The sequence below is a fragment of the Vallitalea guaymasensis genome, assembly GCF_018141425.1.
GTDB classification, from domain to species: domain Bacteria; phylum Bacillota; class Clostridia; order Lachnospirales; family Vallitaleaceae; genus Vallitalea; species Vallitalea guaymasensis.
Map to the genome: position 1 here is coordinate 3941428 of NZ_CP058561.1, position 21545 is coordinate 3962972.

18 protein-coding genes are annotated in these 21545 nt (G+C 31.0%); 13 read left to right on the forward strand and 5 right to left on the reverse strand.

The genetic code is table 11. The annotated features are described in order from the left end of the window. Positions 1 to 12: 12 nt before the first annotated feature. The 7 genes from nagA to HYG85_RS16895 all read left to right on the forward strand — a co-directional run bounded on the left by nagA (position 13) and on the right by HYG85_RS16895 (position 8938). Positions 13 to 1161 (forward strand): N-acetylglucosamine-6-phosphate deacetylase, encoded by a 1149-nt coding sequence (gene nagA, locus HYG85_RS16865; protein ID WP_212690635.1) that lies wholly within the window; start codon positions 13 to 15, stop codon positions 1159 to 1161. A gap of 4 nt (positions 1162 to 1165) precedes the next feature. Beyond that, positions 1166 to 1906: a glucosamine-6-phosphate deaminase gene (gene nagB, locus HYG85_RS16870; RefSeq protein ID WP_212693783.1), complete on the forward strand. Its 741-nt coding sequence runs from the start codon at positions 1166 to 1168 to the stop codon at positions 1904 to 1906. Positions 1907 to 1917: 11 nt separating this feature from the next. Beyond that, positions 1918 to 2550: a carbohydrate-binding family 9-like protein gene (locus HYG85_RS16875; RefSeq protein ID WP_212690636.1), complete on the forward strand. Its 633-nt coding sequence runs from the start codon at positions 1918 to 1920 to the stop codon at positions 2548 to 2550. A 162-nt stretch (positions 2551 to 2712) separates the two neighbouring features. Continuing rightward, entirely contained in the window at positions 2713 to 3426 is a 714-nt protein-coding gene (locus HYG85_RS16880; RefSeq protein WP_212690637.1) for a DUF5058 family protein, read from the forward strand. A 12-nt stretch (positions 3427 to 3438) separates the two neighbouring features. Further along, a complete protein-coding gene (locus HYG85_RS16885; RefSeq protein WP_212690638.1) occupies positions 3439 to 4098 on the forward strand; it encodes a hypothetical protein in 660 nt (219 codons plus the stop codon). Positions 4099 to 4122: 24 nt separating this feature from the next. After that, a complete protein-coding gene (locus HYG85_RS16890) occupies positions 4123 to 5574 on the forward strand; it encodes a M20/M25/M40 family metallo-hydrolase (protein WP_212690639.1) in 1452 nt (483 codons plus the stop codon). Between the two features lie 67 nt (positions 5575 to 5641). After that, on the forward strand, positions 5642 to 8938 hold the full coding sequence (locus HYG85_RS16895) for a S41 family peptidase (protein WP_212690640.1): 3297 nt from the start codon (positions 5642 to 5644) through the stop codon (positions 8936 to 8938). 249 nt (positions 8939 to 9187) lie between these two features. Here HYG85_RS16895 and HYG85_RS16900 read toward each other — a convergent pair whose 3' ends face one another. From HYG85_RS16900 to HYG85_RS16915, 4 genes are all read right to left on the reverse strand, one after another. Next, positions 9188 to 10204, reverse strand: a complete 1017-nt coding sequence (locus HYG85_RS16900) for a nucleoid-associated protein (protein WP_212690641.1) — start codon at positions 10202 to 10204, stop codon at positions 9188 to 9190. Positions 10205 to 10376: 172 nt separating this feature from the next. Continuing rightward, entirely contained in the window at positions 10377 to 11816 is a 1440-nt protein-coding gene (locus HYG85_RS16905; RefSeq protein WP_212690642.1) for an ABC transporter permease, read from the reverse strand. Then, positions 11809 to 14235 (reverse strand): COG1361 S-layer family protein, encoded by a 2427-nt coding sequence (locus HYG85_RS16910; protein ID WP_212690643.1) that lies wholly within the window; start codon positions 14233 to 14235, stop codon positions 11809 to 11811. The genes HYG85_RS16905 and HYG85_RS16910 overlap by 8 nt, the downstream gene beginning before the upstream one ends. A gap of 7 nt (positions 14236 to 14242) precedes the next feature. Further along, on the reverse strand, positions 14243 to 14962 hold the full coding sequence (locus HYG85_RS16915) for an ABC transporter ATP-binding protein (protein ID WP_113671156.1): 720 nt from the start codon (positions 14960 to 14962) through the stop codon (positions 14243 to 14245). Between the two features lie 658 nt (positions 14963 to 15620). On the opposite strand from HYG85_RS16915, the gene HYG85_RS16920 reads away from it, so the two are divergent. The 4 genes from HYG85_RS16920 to HYG85_RS16935 all read left to right on the forward strand — a co-directional run bounded on the left by HYG85_RS16920 (position 15621) and on the right by HYG85_RS16935 (position 19321). Beyond that, positions 15621 to 16073: a hypothetical protein gene (locus HYG85_RS16920; RefSeq protein ID WP_113671155.1), complete on the forward strand. Its 453-nt coding sequence runs from the start codon at positions 15621 to 15623 to the stop codon at positions 16071 to 16073. 92 nt (positions 16074 to 16165) lie between these two features. After that, positions 16166 to 16903: a tRNA threonylcarbamoyladenosine dehydratase gene (locus HYG85_RS16925; protein WP_212690644.1), complete on the forward strand. Its 738-nt coding sequence runs from the start codon at positions 16166 to 16168 to the stop codon at positions 16901 to 16903. 16 nt (positions 16904 to 16919) lie between these two features. Then, positions 16920 to 17966: a [FeFe] hydrogenase H-cluster radical SAM maturase HydE gene (gene hydE / locus HYG85_RS16930; protein ID WP_212690645.1), complete on the forward strand. Its 1047-nt coding sequence runs from the start codon at positions 16920 to 16922 to the stop codon at positions 17964 to 17966. 62 nt (positions 17967 to 18028) lie between these two features. After that, positions 18029 to 19321, forward strand: a complete 1293-nt coding sequence (locus HYG85_RS16935) for a glycoside hydrolase family 18 protein (protein WP_212690646.1) — start codon at positions 18029 to 18031, stop codon at positions 19319 to 19321. 29 nt (positions 19322 to 19350) lie between these two features. Here the strand turns inward: HYG85_RS16935 and HYG85_RS16940 are convergent, their stop codons facing one another. Further along, positions 19351 to 19968 (reverse strand): DUF4397 domain-containing protein, encoded by a 618-nt coding sequence (locus HYG85_RS16940; protein WP_113671151.1) that lies wholly within the window; start codon positions 19966 to 19968, stop codon positions 19351 to 19353. A 188-nt stretch (positions 19969 to 20156) separates the two neighbouring features. On the opposite strand from HYG85_RS16940, the gene HYG85_RS16945 reads away from it, so the two are divergent. Next, positions 20157 to 20318, forward strand: coding sequence for a hypothetical protein (locus tag HYG85_RS16945; RefSeq protein ID WP_193774317.1), 162 nt, complete (start codon positions 20157 to 20159; stop codon positions 20316 to 20318). Between the two features lie 77 nt (positions 20319 to 20395). Next, on the forward strand, positions 20396 to 21124 hold the full coding sequence (locus HYG85_RS16950) for an Ig-like domain-containing protein (protein WP_212690647.1): 729 nt from the start codon (positions 20396 to 20398) through the stop codon (positions 21122 to 21124). Positions 21125 to 21545: the final 421 nt, after the last annotated feature.

Genomic DNA, 21545 nt, shown 5'->3' on the forward strand with positions numbered 1-21545 from the left:
AAGGGTGATTACATGAAATGTATCCATAATGGAAAAATATTGATTGATGGAAAGTTTGTAAGTAATAAAGTAATTTTATTTGATGATACAATAAATAAGATTATTGATGAAAGTCAATTAGATGATGAAACCATTGATGATAAGATTGATGCAAAAGGCAACTATATTGTTCCAGGATTTATTGATGTACATATACATGGCTATAAAGGACATGATACCATGGACGGTGATATTGATACATTAAGGACTATAAGTAAGAGTATACCTGAAAATGGGGTAACATCATTTTTACCAACAACTATGACAATGGACGTTCCTACTATAAGGAAAGCACTTGGTACTATTAAGAATCTTATGGAAGAAAAGACATATGGTGCAGAAGTATTAGGTACACATCTAGAAGGACCTTTCATCAGTGAGAAATATAAGGGAGCTCAATCAGAAGAGTTCATAAAAGAGCCGGATGGAGAAGTAATAAAAGGTTATGAAGACATTATTAAAATAATTACTATTGCTCCAGAAGTAAAAGGTTCTCTTGAATTTATAGAAAAATATACAAAAGACTATGGTATTAGATTTTCCATGGGACATTCAGCAGCTTCATATGATGCAGCAATGGCAGGAATAGAAGCAGGAGTATGCTCTTGTACCCACTTCTTCAATGCTATGACAGGTCTTCATCACAGGAATCCAGGTGTAGTTGGAGCGGTTATGAATTCTGACATAAGATGTGAAATAATTGCAGATACTATACATGTTAATCCAGCATTATTCAATCTGATAGCTCGTGTCAAAGGCATGGACAAAGTATTGTTGATAACAGATGCCATCATGGGAGCAGGACTTAGCGACGGTGAATATAGCCTTGGGGGACAAAAAGTATTTTTACAAAAGGGAAAATGCATGTTAACTGATGGTACCATTGCAGGTAGTTCATTAAAATTAAATAAAGCTATCTATAATTTTACAAAACACTCAGATTACTCATTGGAGAAAGTTATAGAATCAGCAACTATCAATCAAGCAAAATATATTGGTGTGGAAGACAGAAAAGGTACTTTGGATATCGGTAAAGACGCTGATATTGCCATTGTTAATGACAAACTAGATATATACTATACAATTGGGAAAGGGAAGACATTATATGAAAAATCAAATTAGAGGTATGAGAATAATTGTTACAGGTACATATGAAGAAATGAGCAAGAAAGCTGCAACACTAGTAGCTTCTCAAGTTAATCTAAAACCAAACAGCATATTGGGATTAGCAACAGGAGGAACTCCAGTTGGTATGTATAGAGAGTTAGTCAAGATGTACCAAGAAGATGAAGTTGATTTTAGCGGGGTTAAGACCTTCAATCTTGATGAATATTATCCTATAGATAAAACTAACGACCAAAGCTATTATTATTATATGAAAGACAACCTTTTCAATCATGTAAATATTGATGAAGAAAATATTAATATCCCTAATGGAAAAGCGAAAGATATAGAAACAGAGTGTTACGAGTATGATAAAAACATTTATAATTCTGGCGGAATTGATTTACAAGTATTAGGTATTGGAACAAATGGACATATTGGTTTCAATGAGCCTGATGTAACATTTGAGTCAGGTACACATAAAGTGACTCTTGATGATGAAACAATAAAAGCCAATTCAAGATTCTTTGATTCAATTGAAGAAGTACCAAAAGAGGCTATTAGCATGGGTATGAAAACTATTATGCAGTCTAAGAAAATAGTCCTTCTAGCAAATGGTGAAGCAAAAGCTAAGATCATAGAAAAAATGTTATTTGGAGAAATTTCTCCTAACGTACCTGCTTCGATTTTACAATTGCATCCTCATGTCATAGTTATACTTGACAAAGAAGCAGCAAAATATATAGAAGATAAAGTAAATTAAAAGGAGAAGCTATGAATCAATATAATGTTAAGATTATTAATGATAAAGACATTGATTGGGATAAGGTAGATGAATTAACTATTGATAATTACCCATGGTATGAAAGTGGACTGAAACAAGCTACACATGTTAAAACTGTCATACATAATAGATGTATTGAGATAAAAGCTTTATGCGAAGATATTCATAGTTACAGTAAAGAAACAAAATTAAATGGAGATGTTTACCTAGACAGTTGTTTTGAATTTTTTGTTACTCCAGAAGATAATCTAGGTGGAGGATACTACAATATGGAAATGAATTGCTGTGGTGTACTTCATCTAAGCTACAAAAGTGAAAAAGGCGAAAAAGTCTTTTGTACCAAGGAACAACGAGATAGGATTACTATAATTTCTTCAATCAAAACTATAACAAAAGAAGAATCAAGTGATGATAAAGCATGGGAACTATCAATAATACTGCCAATAGAAGTATTAGAAGAAATGAGCGGTAAGGAGATTAGTTACGATAAGGGATGCTGGTATGGTAATTTCTATAGATGTGGAGGTTTAACCGAGCCACAGTATGCTGCATGGAATAACATAGATTTCGAATATCCTAATTTTCATGTACCTGACCAGTTTGGGAAATTGATTATTAGTTAATTGTGTTCTCTTTTTACTTGCAAATAATATAAAGGTGCTAAAATTGCAGATTCATTGTATAAAATGTTAATTAATGGTATAATAAAAGGTGGATATGGTATAAATATCCGCCTTTTTATATTTTTAAAAGAGATACATAAAAACTACATTAGGGGGAAGACAATGAAAGATTATATGGAAATTGCTAATAGTAACATAATATTCATTTTAGCAGCTGTTCTTATCTTATTTGTATTAATTCAATGTGTTGTATTCTTAGTCATATCTTGGAAGCGTGGAATCGCTATAGGAATGTCAAAGGAAAAGATGATGAGTGCTGTAAAATCAAGTGCAATCTTTTCAATCGTTCCGTCAATTCCGATTATCATCTCATTAATTGCAATTGCACCTGTTCTAGGAATCCCTTTCTCGTGGATGCGGTTATCAATAGTTGGTTCTGCACCTTATGAACTCATATCTGCAGATATTGGAGCTAAGAGCATGGGAGTTGCTAAGCTTGGAGCTGAAGGGTATACTTCTTTGGTTTTTGGTAACTCCATGTGGATAATGAGTATAGGAATTATATGGGGATTATTATTTTGTATTATCGGTTTAAAGTGGTATCAAAATAAAATGAAGAATATACAGAAAAAGGATTCTAATTGGTTAGCTATATTAATAAACGCATTATTTTTTGGTATGCTATCTGTCTTTATAGGACCTCCAATAGTTGAAGGAGGCGTTGCATTATTAGTATTACTCAGCAGTGGTATCATAATGACCTTATTAACATTCATAGGCAACAAATTCAAACTGGATTGGATCAATAATTTCTCATTAGCTGTAAGTATGTTATGCGGTATGATATTAGCTGTAGTATATACAGGAATTCTATAAGGAGGATACGTTATGAATTATAATGATAGAGTACATAGAATCGGAAGAATAACAGGAATCAGTGTGTTGATTATGATTATCTTGATACCAACTGTTATATGCATGAAATATAATATATTCCCACCAGTCATAAACCTACTAAAAGGGATAGGTATGGTTTGTATGATATATATACCTATGTGTGCAGCTGAATTTGCTACATATACACCTATGTTAGGTACTAGTGGGTCTTACTTGGCTTTTGTTACAGGGAATGTAACTAACCTGAAAATACCATGTGCCCTTATGTGTATGGAAAACGTAGGTGTAAAACCACAGACAGAAGAGGGAGAAGTCATTGCAGGAATCTCAATAGCCGTATCTGCCATAGTAACTGTCATTGTGGTATTCGTGGGGATGCTTGCAGTAGTACCTCTAGAACCAGTGCTTAATTCAGCTGTTCTAAAACCTGCTTTTGACAATATTTTACCTGCATTGTTCGGAGCTCTTGGAGCATATTGGATTCAAAAACAATGGAAATTAGCTGTTACACCTCTAGCCATAGTTGTTCTAGTATTTGCCATATTCAATGTTCCAGCAGGTGCTGAAGGTGTTATGATACCAGTAATGGGTGTGATTTCAGTTATATCTGCAAGAATTATGTACAACAAAAAATTTGTCAAAGAGGTATAAAAAACATAAAAGGAGGAAATGACTGTGTATTTATATTTGGTTTTGGCAATTATCATTTTATTACTAATCATTATTACAGTTCGTACTATAAGATTTAAAAATGTAGATATTCATGTTAGTGAACAAGATAGTAATGTAAAATATGATAGAATGGCTTGTGCCAATAAATTAGCCAAGTCAGTTCAAATAAAAACAATTTCCAACAGTGACTATTCAATAACAGACTGGGAACAGTTCAAAAGATATCATAGTTTAATTGAAGAAATGTTTCCTCTCGTACATAAAAACATAGATAGAAAAATAATCAATGAATATAGTTTGCTCTACCATTGGAACGGAAAGAACAAAAATAATAAAAAGCCTATAATCATTACTGCACATATGGATGTTGTTCCTATTGAAGAGGGAACAGAAAAAGACTGGAAACAGGAACCTTTCAGTGGAGCCATTGTAGATGACATTATCTGGGGGAGGGGTACTATTGATACAAAAGTTCATATGATAGCTGTATTAGAAGCGGCTGAACTATTATTAAAGGAAGGTTTTGTGCCTGATAGAGATGTATACTTTGGATTTGGACACGATGAAGAAGTAGGAGGAAAACAAGGTGCTGTTAAGATAGTAGAATATCTAAAAGGACAAGGCATCGAATTTGATTATGTACTTGATGAAGGTGGTTGTGTCACAGAAGGTGCAATAAAAGAAATTGCTAAACCTATTGCTTTAATAGGAATTGGAGAAAAGGGATATTGCAATATTAAGATAGAGATTGAAGGTAACGGTGGTCATGCATCCATGCCTCCAAAACATACTTCATTAGGTTTGATTGGACAGGTAATCAATAATCTAGAAACAAAACAATGTAAATTAAAACTTACAAAACCTGTTGAAGAATTTCTTCTTAAAATAGGACCTGAAATGAAACTTCTAAATAGAATTATATTATCTAACCTATGGTTATTTAGACCTCTATTCGTGAGAGTGTTCTCTAAAATGCAATCAGGGAATGCATTATTAAGAACTACAACAGCAGTAACTATGGCAGAAGGGAGTATGGAGCCTAATGTTTTACCACAAAAAGCATCTGTAACCTGTAATTTTAGAGTACTTCCAGGAGAAACAGGAGAGGATTTGGTTAATCATATAGAACAAGTTAATAAGGATATACCAATTAAAATACAACCTCTCAGAATGGAAGATCCTTCAATGATATCAAGTTCCAAAACAGAAGGGTTCAAAAAGATTGAAAATATAACTAACAGAGTGTATAAAGACGTTATAGTGGCACCTTATATAGTACTAGCTGGAACTGATGCCAGAAAATATGAACCAGTGTGCAACAACATCTATAGATTCTCACCTTATAAACTACATAACGATGAGTTAGGTAAGATACATGGTACTAATGAAAATTTATCAGTGGATAACGTTAATAAATGTTTGGAATTCTTCTATTACCTATTAAAAGAGTCTTAATTGACAATACTCCCAATATTTGCTAATATCAACGTATAAAATTAATTATAAGGGGACTAGAAAAAAGATGAAGAAAAAAGTGTGTACATCAATAGTTACTAGTATTTTACTAATATTTTTACTTGGTTTTTCAATTAACGCAGAAGAAAATACTACTGTCTCACCTGTGGGGAGACTTGGTAATACAAGTATGAATGCAATTAATTATAGTAGATTGGCTTATGAAAATGGAGCAATCTATACTTGTGTAGAACGTGATAATAATTATGCTTTATATAAATATACCCTAGATTCAGGAGTAACAAAGAAGATAACAGATAATAATATCTATGGTCTTAATATATTGGATGGAGTTATATATGGGTACATAAATTATGCAGATGATGAGGAGAACAAATCTGGAATATATAAAATTGACACCAACAATGATAATAAACCAACTCTTTTATACGAGACAGAGGATATTTATAATCTATTGGTTGTAGAAGATATAATATATTTCTTGAAAGACAATGAATACAATGATACAAGTTTTTGGAGTGTCAAAGTAGATGGCAGTGATGCAAGAAGTATTACTGACAAACAGATTATATCATTTACAGTTTATAAAGATGAAGTATATATTTTATCAAATGATGGATTACAAAAAATGATTATTACAGAAGATAAAATAGCATATACAGATATATCTAAGAAGTTGGACACCAAATATAATTCAAAATTCACAATTATGGATGATTATATTTATATAATGGCTAATGGATATAATGATAACAAGCAAGCAGGCATATATAAAATATCTCTAGATAAAGGGAATAAAGCAGAACTTATCCAAGATACAGTAGAAGCCTACGAATTTGACGTAACAAAAGACTATATAATATATCTAAATAGTTATGATGAAGTGGTTAGAGTACCATTGAATGGAGAAGAAAAAGAAAAAATATTTCAAGCATACGAAGTGATTCAACTATCATGCTTAGAAGATTCTATCTACCTGTTGACTTATGAAAATATCGATGATACATTCAATGATCAGTTATGGAAAATTGATTTAGATGGTTCTAACGAAAACATGATTTATCCAGGATTTGATAAAGACTACAATAAGATAAAAGACATATTAACAAAAACTACAAAAGTCATGAACAATCTGAAAAGATATGATATGAAAGTATCAATAGTAGATGATAGAAAAGATGAAGAGGTAGTTAATACATATAATCTTGATTATAGTATAGACCTAGTGAACAAAATCATCAGTGAGAAATATAATCTGAAATCAAAAAGCGAAGACAACAAGCCTACTAATCATTATTACAGTGAATGGGCTGATGATAAACTGATATATATTTCAGAAGATAATAGCCCTTGGAGATTTGTGCAGCATGATGAACTAGAAGAAGCTACAGAAAAAGATCTTTTTGATATATATAATTTTATTGATAATGGTTGTGACTTGAGCAGTAAACTAAAACTTACTGAAGATAGTAAACAATACATACTACAAGGAAAAAGTTCTTTCAGTAGACAGTTTGATAAATTTGAAGATAACTACTGGTTGCATTTTTGGACTAGTGACTTTTATGACTTGGATACATTTGATTATTCCATATATATCAATAAATCAAACTACAAGATTGAAAAAGTTGTAATAGAGCATAAAGAGTATGATGTGGATAATGAAATAACAAGAGAATTCAAATTAGAAATGGTTAATAAGTTCAATCTGACTAATAAGCTTGTAATACCTAATAGCATTTTTGAGTCTCTTAAAAAATTACAACAAGCCACTACTTACTTAGAGAAGGCAAAAAAAGCTATGGAAGAAGAAAAATATGAACAAGCGATCAAATATTCTGATATAGCATTAAAATTACACAGTAAAGCTATCTATGCTTACGGACAAAAAGCATATGCTTATTATATGCAAGGCAAACAAGAAGAAGCATTAGAACAATTGGAAATGTTTTTAGAGCAACGTTTGAATGAAGATAGTAATGGTGTATATTTTCTACTAGCTGAGATATATAATGAACAAGCAGATTACGAATCAGCATCAAAATGTATATATCGTATTGACTGGAGTACACTTGACTCAGAAGAGGATTTAGATAGATATATTAATTATTTACTCATAGCAAGTAAAACATTCATCGGTTCAAAAGATAATGAAGAAGCGTTATCATATGTCAATGAAGCACTACTACTTGATGAAAATAATAATCTAGCAAAATCTCATAAAATGGCTATCTTATTGAATGAGACTAAATATGATGAATTATTGGAGTATACTAATGAGCAATTAGAGAATGAAGATTTACAGGATCAAAGATACATCTATTATTATAAAGGCAAATCCAATCTCATGTTAGATAACAGAGATGAAGCCATCAAAGCATACAAAAAAGCATTACGATGTAAAGAAGAAATAATAGCAGATTCTGCTCTATATTTTGATATGGGCTTATATTATACCTTAGTAGGTAAATACAATGTAGCTAGGATATATTCAAACAAAATAGATAAAGAATATAACATATACAAACTAATACTTGATATGGCAATCGAAGAGAGTGAGAAGCCTATTTCTGTTAAGGTTGGTGAATTTGTACTTGATAACTATTTATATCTAAATAATACAGATGTGACAAGTTTGACTAAGGAGTTCATGAAAAACGATAATGCTACACTAGATGATATTAATGACTATATTGAAAGTATTAAACAAGATGATGATAAATTCACATTCTTCTATAAAGTAGAGAAAAATGAAGAAGGAGAAAGTGAAGAAGAAGTAACCTACAAACAAATTGATGATTCTACAGAATATATCAAAGTAAGCAGCTTTTTAAACCAAACCAGCAGCAAGTTCATAAATTATATCGAAGGAATAGAAAAACCTTATAAAAAGACACTAATAATCGATTTAAGAGGTAATGGTGGAGGACTTATATCCGCTGCTACTGAAATGCTAGATGTTCTATTACCAGATTGTTCACCATGCTATTTGGTAGATAGAGACGGTAAAACATCTAATATTGAATCCGACTATTATAGAGTTCCATTCAAATCAATCAAAATATTAGTTGATAATGATTCCGCAAGTGCATCTGAATTACTAGCACTAGGGCTTAAAAAGTTCTTAGGCAATGTACAGATATTAGGAAAAACAACTTACGGAAAAGGTGTAGGACAGCAAATATACGTAGACAATAACGGCGAATTCGTACTATACCTAGTAAGCTTCTACTGGAATATCCTAGAAGAAAACATCAATGATGTAGGAATTACACCAGATATAATTGTTGAAGGAACTGAGTTAGAAGACTTCCTAAAAGTAATAAAAGCCGAACAAAACTAAATTTAATGAGTAAATAAAGGCTCTACTAGAATTCTAGTAGAGCCTTAGTCTTTAGCATTATTTACTAAATCAGTCACTTTAATTGAATTAATATCTGCGGTATTTATAAAGAGTGTAAATAGTATAGGGGAATATGAAGCAGTGAGCCATGGACGGCGAACTCAGCCTTTTAAACACGGACGTTTAACTGGCTGACGTAATATTCCCCTATACTATTGGAACGACTGTGAGCTACACTATTCGCCATCACTATTGAATAATTTTATTAACATTCTTAATTAATATAGATATCTTTCCATCAGGATTAGTCACAAATTCAATATTATTAGGATCATTATATAATTCCATAGGAATCTTTAATTCAATACCATTATCGGTTTTAATCCTTTGCTTCTCAAATGAACGAGTAATAGTTTTTTCAGAAAGGGTAACTACTGGTTCTTCAAGCCCTTTTTTCTCTAGATTCTCAATAAACTCTTTTTTTACTTCTATATTATTCTTAAATACATCATCCGCAAATTTATCCAGATTGATTTCTCCTGTTTCTTCAATATTATTATATAGTTCTTGTTTGATTTCCATTTTCTTTTCAACATCTTCATCAAAATACTTCTTGCTGATTGAATCAGTTGCTTTTTTGACAATGTTATATTGTTCTTTTGAAGATAGGGTAGTCTTACATCTTAATAAATGCATGGATAAATAATATTCTTTGTTTCCATCTATCTCATATTTCTTTTCAAGTACTTTTAAGTCTAAATTGGATAAATCTATAATTACTGCTTCGTTAATCTTTTGTCCCATATTAGGAAGTGTAGTCCTATGTCTTATGATACTATTGATATTAGACTCATTTTCTACCTCTGTATAATGAATAAATGAATTAGTATAATTTAGTTTTAATAATGCCAAATATCTATTACTTCTACATGAAAAATTGATTATAGCCAAATCTGCTGAAGGTATATCAAGATTAGAAGACATAATAGAGAACAACTGATTAGCTATATTAATTGACATATCAATGAATTTATCTTCTGCTGATGCAAATTCTTTAACATATGTATATACCATATTATAATCTGTGTTGAATTCACAGTTTTTTATACTGTCATCATTAAGAGTTTTTACTATATGATTTGCAAAAAATTCTTTTATTTCATAATTACTTTCCATTTCATCCATAGAAATCACTGGAACGCTTAGATTAGTATCAAGTATATGTACAATCATATTTGATATATTAATTTCTTCTATACTATACATAATATCTCCTTTGTTTTTCTTATTGAGAAGTACTATTTTAAACACATGAAGTATAATATTTTCACATGCAGTAATGAACATTCTTAGATATTTAATTATAATATATAATAAAAATAAGTCAATGAATATATGAATATCCATTGACTTATAAGTTCTTACTTTAATATATTTTTTATTCTGTCTTAATAGCTTCAAGTGCACTAAGTTTCATTGCCTTACGTGCAGGTAGATAACCTGATATAAGACCAATCAATGATGTGAAAGCCATAGCAGATACAATTAGCCAAGAAGGCATTATAAAAATATCTGGATTAGCTTCACCTGTTTCATAAATATGTAAGAAATTCAACAATGCAGTATTTTGCATATTATTGAGTAGAATGGATATACCAATGCTTATTGATATTCCTAGTATCCCACCTAATAAACCTATAGTAGCTGATTCAAAGAGGAATAATTTTTTAATATCTTTTATGGATGATCCAATAACTTTCATTACACCAATTTCTTTTCTTCTCTCATATATTGCCATAACCATTGTATTAGTGATACCAATAGCTGCAACTAATAATGAGATACCTCCAATAGCTCCGAAAACCATTTTGATAGTATTACTCATGGATTCTTGCTGTTTGAATGCATTGGCGTCACTTCTAGCAGTAAAGCCTAGTTTTTGAATTTCTTCTTGAACTTTTTCAAGATTTTTACGTTTTGGTACATATACTAACACCTTTTCGTATCCATCTTTTTTAGGTCTTCTACCATCAGTATCACGATAACCAGTCATCTTATCATATTTATCTTTTAATTCAGTTAATTGGTTTATTTCCATATAAGCACACTCGTTTTTTTGCCAACCCGCGTGTTCTGATAACTGTCCTACGGCTTTAACAGTCATTGGTCTTACTGGTTTTTGTTCTTCTTCATTACCATAACGACTATATCTGTCATCACGTCCATAATTCCTGTCAAAACTCATAGTTATTTTGCTTTCTAATGGTTTGAAAGTAGGAGGTTTTCTTTCTCCAGTTTCTGGATCAAACATAGATTGCCACCTATCTTCACGATTATTTGGATTATAGAATCTATATAATAGCTCATATCCAATAATAAATGATTTAGTATCTTCAGCAGTTAGCATACGCCCTTCACCAAGCTCTAATCCATATTTATCCATAAATTCTAGAGTCATACCTTTAATCTCAACATAATTATTTATTAATTTTTTTGACTTCATGACTACAGTATGTTCTATAATAGGAGTAACAGCTTCTACACCATCAATTTGTTCAATTATTGCAAGATCACTATTTTCAATTTTTTGCTTTTTATTTTTAGCATTACTATCATTTGATGGATAAGCGTCCATTACAACCATACCACCGCCATAGTATTCGTTACCACCGCCACCTGCAGGGTATACTTCTACGATGTCTATACTTCCCCACTGACTCATCTGTTTTTCCATATTTTTCTGCATCCCCAAACCAAGGGAGACCATCAACACAATGGATATAGTACCTATTATAATACCTAGAGTAGTAAGAAAGGTTCTAAGTTTTCTTCTAAATAAATTCTTAAGTCCCATTCTTATTAAATCTATTTTATTCATCGAAGTTCATTTCCTTCTTTTTCTTAATTTTTCTTCTTACTATAATAATAGTTACTATTACTGCTACAGCGGCTACAGAAGATATAATAATAATTAATGTCTTATTTGATTTCTTTTCTTGACCAGGCATTTTATCAAATTCTCCCATGTCCATGCCCATATCTCCTTCTGATGGACCGAAATCCATTGCTTGACCTACTGTCTTGAACTCTTTTCTTACTTCTTCTTCTTTACCATCTGGTTTTGTATAAGTGAAAATTAAAGCACCAGTAATTTCGCCTTCTTCATCAACCCATATTTCATTACTGTAATAAGTACTTCTACCAGTCTCTAGATTACCTATATAATTCCTGCTATTAGTACTACTGAATCCTTCTACTCTGACAGTAAAATTATCAAGTGAAGTTCTACCAGTATTACTTATATCAAATTCTAGGTCTGTTTGATTACCCACAATCATTGTTTCTGGTATTTTAATGTCACTAGTAATAAAACTGGACGGTTGAATTACAGTTACAGGAATAGCATCTTTAATTGTTTCAGTAAGTAATTTTTCATCGCTTTCATATTCATAGTAAATATCAAGTTTTAGGTTATGTACCTTTGATGCAGCAAATGGTATTGTAAATATTTTTAATTGCTTTTCAATTGATTGACCAGGAGCAATTTCTTTAATAAAGAAAGTACTACTTGATTCAACTGGAGTAAATACGCTACCTGCTTTTGCTTTATCTGTATCTGAATTTTCTTCAGCACCCAAAGATACCTTTATGTTTTGTACTTTTTTACTGTCATGTGTATTTTTGAAATATAGTGTAAGGTCAAAATTCTCACCTGCATTAGTTATCTCAGATTGAGTTGACTCTGAAACAATAGTAAAGTTATCTACAATAATGATTGGCTTACTTGTAGTTCCATCAGCATTTTCTTTCTTAGCTTTTACATAAACACCTACATATTGATTGATAGTTGTAAATGCATCTTCATCTTTACCTTTTATTTCAATGTTAAGTAAATGAGTTTTAGTTTTTGCTTCTTCAGTTGGTTGGAATTTGTATGTTAGTTGTTTAGTTGCTCCGACTTCCATTTCATTGATTACTTGTATGTTTTGTGACATTGGTACAATTTCTTCGTCACCTTTTACTGTAACAATAAGGTCTTCTGCTTTTACTTCACCAGTATTAACAATATCAAAAGATACGTTGAATGGTTGACTCGCATTTATTTGACCTGTTGGAGCTTTGATATTTCTAATAGCAATATCAGTATTTCCACTGTCTACCATTAAATAGATTTCTTTTTTAACTTCTTTTTCAGCATTAGAACTGTCTTTATATTTAAGATTTACTGTTATTGGATAACTTCCTTTTTTCAAATCTGATGATGCGAAAAGGTCAAAAGTTACTGTTTCTCCTTTTGCATCAGGACGTAAGTTACTGATTCTACGACCGTTAACACCATCAACGATTGTAAATCCTTTACCTAATCCTTCTAATGTAACATCTAGTGCGCTAACAGTAGATAAACCATAATTATTGTTAACTAAGAAGCTAAGTTGAACTTTTTGTCCTGCTTTGATTATTTCAGGATCGTTAGTTACTTCTGATAATCTTAAATCAACAGAAGGGAAACCTTTTCTTACTTTTATATATATGTCTTGTGTTTTTTCTACTTTGTCACCATATAAGTTGAAGTATGTATACTTTAATTGACAACTATATGTCTTAGCAGGTGTTGAATCTTTAACTAAGAAAGAATAGTTTAATTCAGCAGTTTCAGTTTTCTTTAATTGCTGTATTTTATCAATTAAACTAATTGTATTTGTTTCATAACTAAAATCTTTATCAGTTGGTGGTATAAGTTCAACTGTAATATTTTTAGCTGTGTATGTACCAGCATTCTTTAATTTTAGAGCTAAATCAATATCTGAACCAGCATTAGCAGTAGGTATTTCTTGATTTTCTATTACTAATTCTGGAGTGTATTTGCTAGTGTCTGTTGGTGATGATGAACCGCTGTCGCTGTATTTTACCATGTCAACTGTGATCTTATTAATTGACTGATATGTTGTACCACTGTCGGTATAACTACAAGTTAAAGTAATTGTATTGTTAGTTCCTGAGCACTTCATAGGAATATTAATATTATTTTGGTAATTTATTATTAACCCTTGATTTCTAACTACAAAACTACCTGGGTCAATTTGAATTTTTTTGTCAGTTGCTGTTCCAGGAATACTACCAGAAAAAGTAACATTTAAGTCAAATTCTGTTCCTTCACTAATTGTTTTACCACCTGTAGAAAATGATTGTACTAAGATGTCATTTTTTATTACCGGTGTATCAGCGGCAGATACATCAACCCCCATCACATTCAAGCTAATCACAAGCGCACACATATATACTAAAAATTTCTTCATTTTTTCATTAAGCCTCCTGTTTACTTTCTATTTCATTTTTATCAATACTATCTATCGATTCTATAAGTCCATCACGTACATGAATAACACGGTTTGCATATACGGAAGTTTCTACGTCGTGGGTTACGATTATAAGTGTTTGATTATTTTCCTTAGCAATATTCGTAATCAGTTCCATGACTTCCATAGTTGTCTTGGTATCTAGATTTCCTGTAGGCTCATCGGCAAATACTATCTCAGGTGTTCCTACAAAAGCTCTTGCAATACTTACTCTCTGTTGCTGACCTCCACTCATTTGTGAAGGTTTATGATGAAGTCTATCACCTAGACCTACGGCTGTAAGCATTCGCTTAGCCTCTTTTTCCCTTTTTTTCTTAGGTACACCACCAAATATCATAGGCATAGCCACATTTTCAAGGGCTGTTAAGTTAGGTAATAAATTGTAAGATTGAAAAACAAAACCTACATTTTTTTGACGGAACTTTGTAACTTGTTTTTCATTCATTTTTTCAATTCGACTACCTTTAATCTTGATTTGTCCTTTAGTAGGTTTTTCAAGACCAGCAATCATGTTAAGCAGAGTAGATTTTCCAGAACCTGAAGTTCCTAATATACAACAGCATTCGCCTTTCTTAATACCCAGGCTGATATTGTCAAGGGCGACAACACGTTCATTACCCATTCGATATACTTTTCTTAGGTTTTTGATTTCAATTAGATCACTCATTATACTCCTCCTTTCTTACATTATGTTGTTAGTAGTTTTTGAGCTTATATAACCCTATTAATCAGTTTCTTTACATTTTTTAAAAACTTAATTAACTCAAAAACAAGCAGGTCATTAGTTTAATAATGGTATGGTAATCTTTACTGCCTAAAGAAGAACCTAAATAATAAATAAGATAAATAACATAATATGTATAATTTAGCCATTTATCCCTTTATTTTCCCTTAAGACTAATCATAAAAAAGTATAGCACTTTTTATATAATATTACTATACATAAAAAAACAGACTATTTATTAATAAAACAAAATGTTAAATAAAATTAACAATTTTTACCACTATATATTGGTGCTGAGTGTAATGCGGTATACTATATGATGTGGATTTCGACGTTTGACACATTTTTGGCATTTAAATAAATTAATGAAAAATTAATAATTTATATACGGTTTATGTCGTATGGAGGTAAGGTAATTAACACCTTAAAAATAATTATTGAGGAGAATCAAAAAGTAACATTATATTTCAATTTTTTTATGATTATATATGATATAATTAATATATACAGCCAATTACTTAAGTAAGATAATTGCCTAGTCAAGCAATTGTTTCTAGGAGAAAAGAACAGGGGATTTATTATATTAAGGAAGGGTGAAATAATGGGAAAGGTAACTTTATGTACTGATAAATATTTGGACGCTAAACCTATAGTAGCTTTATTAGAGACAGAATTATTTGAAATTAAACTATTCTATAAAACTGAAGATATCCGTGATTTGAAACCTAAGTATCTAAAATATATGCTTAAGAATGATAATATCAACATTATATATGGTTTAATAAAAACTAGAGAAACCCTAGTTAAAAGCTATTTCTTTAAGATTATTGATTGGTTATGTGATAACTACGCTATAGATATTAGTGATTATGCCAAATATAAAGTATGTGAAAAAACTTTTTATTTCTCTTATGAGGATATAGTGATTGACTTGGAAAAAACGGGTATACATTGTAAATATGATTTTGATGAACTATATTTATCAGAGAAAAACTATTGGGATATAATGGATTATATCTATATTGATAAAGGTTATGACCTGAAGAGTGGATAAATATATTAATTGATTTTTATATATATTTAAGTTAAAATTACGATAACAAGATAGATGTATAGAATAAGACTACTTAGACTAGAGGTGTTAAAATGTCACATGCATTTTCAAGAACAGAAATGTTGATTGGCAAAGATGGTTTACAAAAGTTAAAAAACAGTAAAGTAGCTGTTTTTGGAGTTGGTGGAGTAGGAACATATGTAATAGAGGGATTAGCAAGAAGTGGAATAGGAGAATTGATTCTAATAGATGACGATGATATATGTGTCTCTAATATAAATAGGCAATTACATGCAACCACTAGGACTGTAGGACAAGCTAAAGTAGATGTGATGAAGGATAGGATTTTAGATATTAATAATGAAGCAAAAGTTATTACCTACAGAGAATTATATAATTCTCATAGTGCAGACAGATTATTATCAGATGATTATTCTTATGTAGTAGATGCTATAGATATGGTTTCATCAAAACTTGATTTGATAGAACGATGTAAGAAGAGAAATATACCGATTATTAGTAGCATGGGAGCAGGTAACAAACTCAACCCTGCCATGTTTGAGGTTGCAGATATATATGAAACGTCAGTATGTCCATTAGCTAAGGTAATGAGGAAAGAGTTGAGAAACAGGGATATTGACAGTCTTAAGGTGGTTTATTCAAAAGAAAAGCCATTAAAACCTATATTAGTTGATGATGATAAAACTGATAGTGAAGAATATGAATCAGCAAAAATAAAAAGACAGACACCAGGGAGTGTTGCATTTGTTCCCTCGGTTGTGGGATTGATTATAGCTTCAGAGGTAGTGAAAGATTTACTTAATTTCTAGCATAAAGGAGATTGCCATGAAAAGATTAATTGATAAACTATATGATAGTAATAATTTGTCTTCTGATGAATTATTACTATTACTTAATAATATGGATGAAGAATCTAAGAAGTACTTACATATGAAAGCTAATGAAACAAGATTACATATTTATAATGATAAAGTATATATGCGAGGATTGATTGAATTCACTAATTACTGCAAAAACAATTGCAGATATTGTGGAATCAGAAGAGATAATAAAGATGCAAGTAGGTATAGATTAAGTAAAGAAGAAATACTTGATTGCTGTAAGGAAGGATATAGATTAGGTTATAGGACTTATGTTCTTCAAGGAGGAGAAGATGCTTATTATACAGATGATAAAATTGTAGATATAGTTTCCTCTATAAAAGCATCTTTTGAGGATGTTGCTGTTACATTATCAATTGGAGAAAAAAGCTATGAATCCTATAAAAAATATTTTGATGCAGGAGCGGACAGATATCTTTTAAGACATGAGACTAATTCTAGAGAACTCTATGACAGTTTACACCCTGATATGAGCTATGATAATAGAATTAAATGTCTACATGATCTAAAAGATATAGGATATCAAATTGGAGCAGGTTTCATGATTGGATTACCTAATCAGACCAACGAAGATTTTGTTCAGGACCTTACTTTCTTGAAAAAATTACAACCACATATGGTAGGTATAGGACCATTTATACCTCAATCAGATACACCACTTGCAGATGAAAAGGCAGGGACGGTGGAAAAGACATGTATACTTCTTTCATTAATAAGACTTTTACTGCCAGAGGTTTTATTGCCAGCCACAACTGCACTTGGTTCCATCAATAATAAAGGAAGAGAACAAGGGTTAAAAGCAGGTGCTAATGTTGTAATGCCTAATTTATCTCCAACCAGTGTAAGAGATAAATATGCATTGTATGATGGTAAGATATGTACAGGTGATGAAGCGGCACAGTGTAGGAACTGTATTGAAAATAGAATCAAGATGGCAGGATATGAAGTGGATATGTCCAGAGGTGACCATATATCTTTACAAAATAAATAAAAAGATTAACTTTTGAAATTGTATTGAATATAATTTAATAAGAGCAAAAAAGGAAAGATTATATGCAAATACATGTCGTGAGTCCTGGAGAATCACTCTTTACTATTGCAAGGACATATAATATACCTGTTAGCGATATAATTGAAATAAATCAGTTAGAAAATCCTGCTAATCTTGTTGTTGGGCAGACATTATTAATCCCTACAATGGGAAAATTCTATACAGTTAGACCCGGTGATAGTTTATATTCTATTAGTGAAAAATTTAATGTACCAGTGTATTTGATTCAAAGAGCCAATGATTATATGGACCCAATGGATTTACAAGTTGGTACAAGAATATTTATACCTAGTGGACCAAAACCTATTGTAGATGTAGCAGCTTATGTTGATCTAGATATAACAGGTGAAGATTCAGCTTCATATGTAGAAGAGGTAGGAGATAATTTAACATATGTTAATATATTTAGCTATAAAGCTAATGCTGATGGATCCTTAACTCCACCAATAGGTGATGAACCAGTAATTAATGCTGCTTATAGTAAAAGGGTAGCACCTCTCATGGTAATAACAAATATTGATGAGGGTGGATTCAGTATTGAAAATGCAACAGCCCTGCTTAATGATGAGGAAGCACAAGATAGATTATTAGATGAAGCTATAGCTATTATGAAAGAAAAAGGGTATCTAGGAATTGATTTTGATTTTGAATACCTTGGAGCAGAAAATCGTAAAGCATACATTGATTTCTTGAAGAAAGCCAAGAAACGGTTAAAGGAAGAAGATGAAAGATATACTCTATCAGTTGCTTTGGCACCTAAGATTAGTGATGACCAGGTAGGAATATTATACGAAGGACATGATTATAGAGAAATAGGTAAAATAGTTGACTTTATTTTTATTATGACATACGAGTGGGGATGGTCAGGGGGACCACCTAGAGCAGTTTCTCCAATAAATGAAGTCAGAAGAGTGGTTGAATACGCTTTGTCCCATGTTCCTAGTGAAAAGATTATGATGGGAATACCTTTATATGGCTATGATTGGACACTACCTTTTGTTGAAGGAGGTAAGTTCGCAAAATCTATTGGTTTCAAAGATGGAGTAGAGTTAGCTAGGAAATACAACAGGCAGATTCAATTTGATGAAGAATCCCAGTCACCATTTTTTAGATATATAGATGAAGAAGGCAAAGAACACGAGGTATGGTTTGAAGATGCTAGAAGTCTACAAGCAAAATTTGATTTGGTTAAAGAGTTGGATTTAAGAGGTTTCTTTTATTGGGTTTTAGCTAGAGCAGCTCCACAGAATTGGGAGTTGGTTGAAGATAACTTTATTGTTAATAAGGTAATATAATAAAAAGTGTGCTATGACGCACACTTTTTCTATGTCTCGATATAAGAATTTCCATCTAATGGTATCAATAATTGTAAATAAGGATCTCCCTCAACTAGACCGATTGCGTATAATGAGTAAAAGGCATCTGGAAGTAATCTAATATTAGGTACAAACAAAACTGAATTATCCGTACCAGTAGGTGCTATTTCTACTGTATAAGTGTCGGGGGTTATACTCAAATAATCAGTTATATCTTTATAGCTTACATCTTTAAATAGTATTGACCCATTCGGCTCTATAACATCAACAGCTGGAGCATCTGGGGAAAGATGTACAAATCTTATTTTGCTGGTATTTGGTTGTAAAGGTTCTTTTGGGTCTTCTACTATGAATAATTCTAGTTCTGGTAATTCTCCAATAGCAGCTATTGTAGCTATTGTCTTTTCAGGTAAAACTAATTCTTTAGTAAGAATCGGCGTATCTGAATTATCAGCAGGATAAATATCAATGGTATAAGTTCCAGGCATAACTGGAAGATATGGAGTAAATTCTCCATATGATAGGTCGTCTGCTAGAATATTGTCACCGTTGGCATAAACATCCACTGCTGGAGCTTTTGGAGACGCATGAAGAAGTCTGATATATGATGTTTTCTTATCGCGCACAAAGTCACCACCTAATAATTAACTTAGTACAATATATGAGTATTTAGGACAAAGGGTTACAGGGATTAATAAAATAATATTCCTATTTAATATAGGATCAATCCATATATTTAAATAAGTTGAAATATATATTATATAAGTGTTATAATTACAAATAATAGTATTAACCAACGAAAGGAGAAATTATGATGATTGAATACAGTGATAAATTATACAAGAAAGTAAGTGGAGCAGGAAAAGTTGGTATATGTCTAGGGATTATTTCAATAGTTACAGGGATTGCTATTGGTATAATATCAATAATTTTTGGTTCTATACTACTTAATGTTAGAAATCAATTAATTGATTAGTTAAATTACGTAAGTTTATCAACAACTTATATTCTTCATAAGCATATAATATATAAAGTGCTAGGAGAGGTGATAGGTTGGATAAAAAGGTTAAAATATATAATTGTAATTTATCGATGGGGCAAGGTACTAGAATTGAAGGTAGAATTGTTGGAAAAAATTTATCAAGAGATCATATACGCTGTACATTAGAAAAAGAACCCGAGAGTGGAAAAATAGAATTGACAACCAATGGTTATTGGTCTTATATACCTAATAGTAGTTTTGTTGGAACTGAAGAATTTGTTATAAAAGTTTATATTTGTGGAGTAGGAGAAAAATATTCAACTATAAAGATAGATGTAGAAGAACAAGAGGTCAGCACTAAGATATCCAAATTTCTACAGTTTGAGGATAGACTTAAAATAGAGAATTATGAGGATGAGATTGTAGAAATAAAAAATATCATGTTATATGTAGTTATACATGATAAAAAACTCATCAAAAATGATTTTAATAAAACATCAAAATTAAGGATAGCAGGTACACTAAAATATCTAGTCAACTATGATGTGGGTATCGTACCAGTAGAAAAAAAACCAACTATTTGGTTTGACGAAGATGCAGAAGAAACTAGTGAATTTGTACCTGAAAAAGAAGTTCAAGTTGAGAGAGAGACTAAGTTCAGGACAGAGATAGATTTGGGAGATTATAGATTAGACGATGATTCTATTATAGAATACGAGGTTAAATATCAAAATTATAGATTAATGGATTATGATGTCATAAATCATTATTGTGCTATAGAATTGTATATAAATAAGTAAGGTACAGATTTCTGTACCTTACTTATAATTCTGAGGAGGATTTTACTGACAAGTTCTACTTGCCTGAGTAATTGATTAGCAATTAAGTCTAATATATGTTGTCCTAATTTAGTATATGTACTTGTCTACATCGGTGTTACAAAAAGCTAAAAAATATTTTGAAAATATTTTTTAGCTTTTCTTGTCTGGTAGGAAATTTCTATTTTCCTACAAATCATAAAAGATTTCATAAGCAACGATATTATAAAAATCATCATAAAAAATACTGTTATTTATTAAAATATCTAAATGATACAAAAAAAAACGGTTTAGTCCATGTTGATTAAATATAAAAGCATGATATAATACGTTAAAATATAAAAAAATTACATGAATATACTCTAAAAACAGTAACAAAAATGTTGCTAGTCATATATTTATT

Bases quoted from the DNA above. Each gene is read 5' to 3' on its own strand.
- HYG85_RS16880 (WP_212690637.1), top strand. From the start codon at position 2,713: ATGAAAGATTATATGGAAATTGCTAATAGTAACATAATATTCATTTTA.
- HYG85_RS16945 (WP_193774317.1), top strand. From the start codon at position 20,157: ATGATTGAATACAGTGATAAATTATACAAGAAAGTAAGTGGAGCAGGA.
- nagB (WP_212693783.1), top strand. From the start codon at position 1,166: ATGAGAATAATTGTTACAGGTACATATGAAGAAATGAGCAAGAAAGCT.
- HYG85_RS16875 (WP_212690636.1), top strand. From the start codon at position 1,918: ATGAATCAATATAATGTTAAGATTATTAATGATAAAGACATTGATTGG.
- HYG85_RS16895 (WP_212690640.1), top strand. From the start codon at position 5,642: ATGAAGAAAAAAGTGTGTACATCAATAGTTACTAGTATTTTACTAATA.
- nagA (WP_212690635.1), top strand. From the start codon at position 13: ATGAAATGTATCCATAATGGAAAAATATTGATTGATGGAAAGTTTGTA.
- hydE (WP_212690645.1), top strand. From the start codon at position 16,920: ATGAAAAGATTAATTGATAAACTATATGATAGTAATAATTTGTCTTCT.
- HYG85_RS16900 (WP_212690641.1), bottom strand. From the start codon at position 10,204: ATGTATAGTATAGAAGAAATTAATATATCAAATATGATTGTACATATA.
- HYG85_RS16925 (WP_212690644.1), top strand. From the start codon at position 16,166: ATGTCACATGCATTTTCAAGAACAGAAATGTTGATTGGCAAAGATGGT.
- HYG85_RS16920 (WP_113671155.1), top strand. From the start codon at position 15,621: ATGGGAAAGGTAACTTTATGTACTGATAAATATTTGGACGCTAAACCT.
- HYG85_RS16905 (WP_212690642.1), bottom strand. From the start codon at position 11,816: ATGAATAAAATAGATTTAATAAGAATGGGACTTAAGAATTTATTTAGA.
- HYG85_RS16935 (WP_212690646.1), top strand. From the start codon at position 18,029: ATGCAAATACATGTCGTGAGTCCTGGAGAATCACTCTTTACTATTGCA.
- HYG85_RS16915 (WP_113671156.1), bottom strand. From the start codon at position 14,962: ATGAGTGATCTAATTGAAATCAAAAACCTAAGAAAAGTATATCGAATG.
- HYG85_RS16885 (WP_212690638.1), top strand. From the start codon at position 3,439: ATGAATTATAATGATAGAGTACATAGAATCGGAAGAATAACAGGAATC.
- HYG85_RS16910 (WP_212690643.1), bottom strand. From the start codon at position 14,235: ATGAAGAAATTTTTAGTATATATGTGTGCGCTTGTGATTAGCTTGAAT.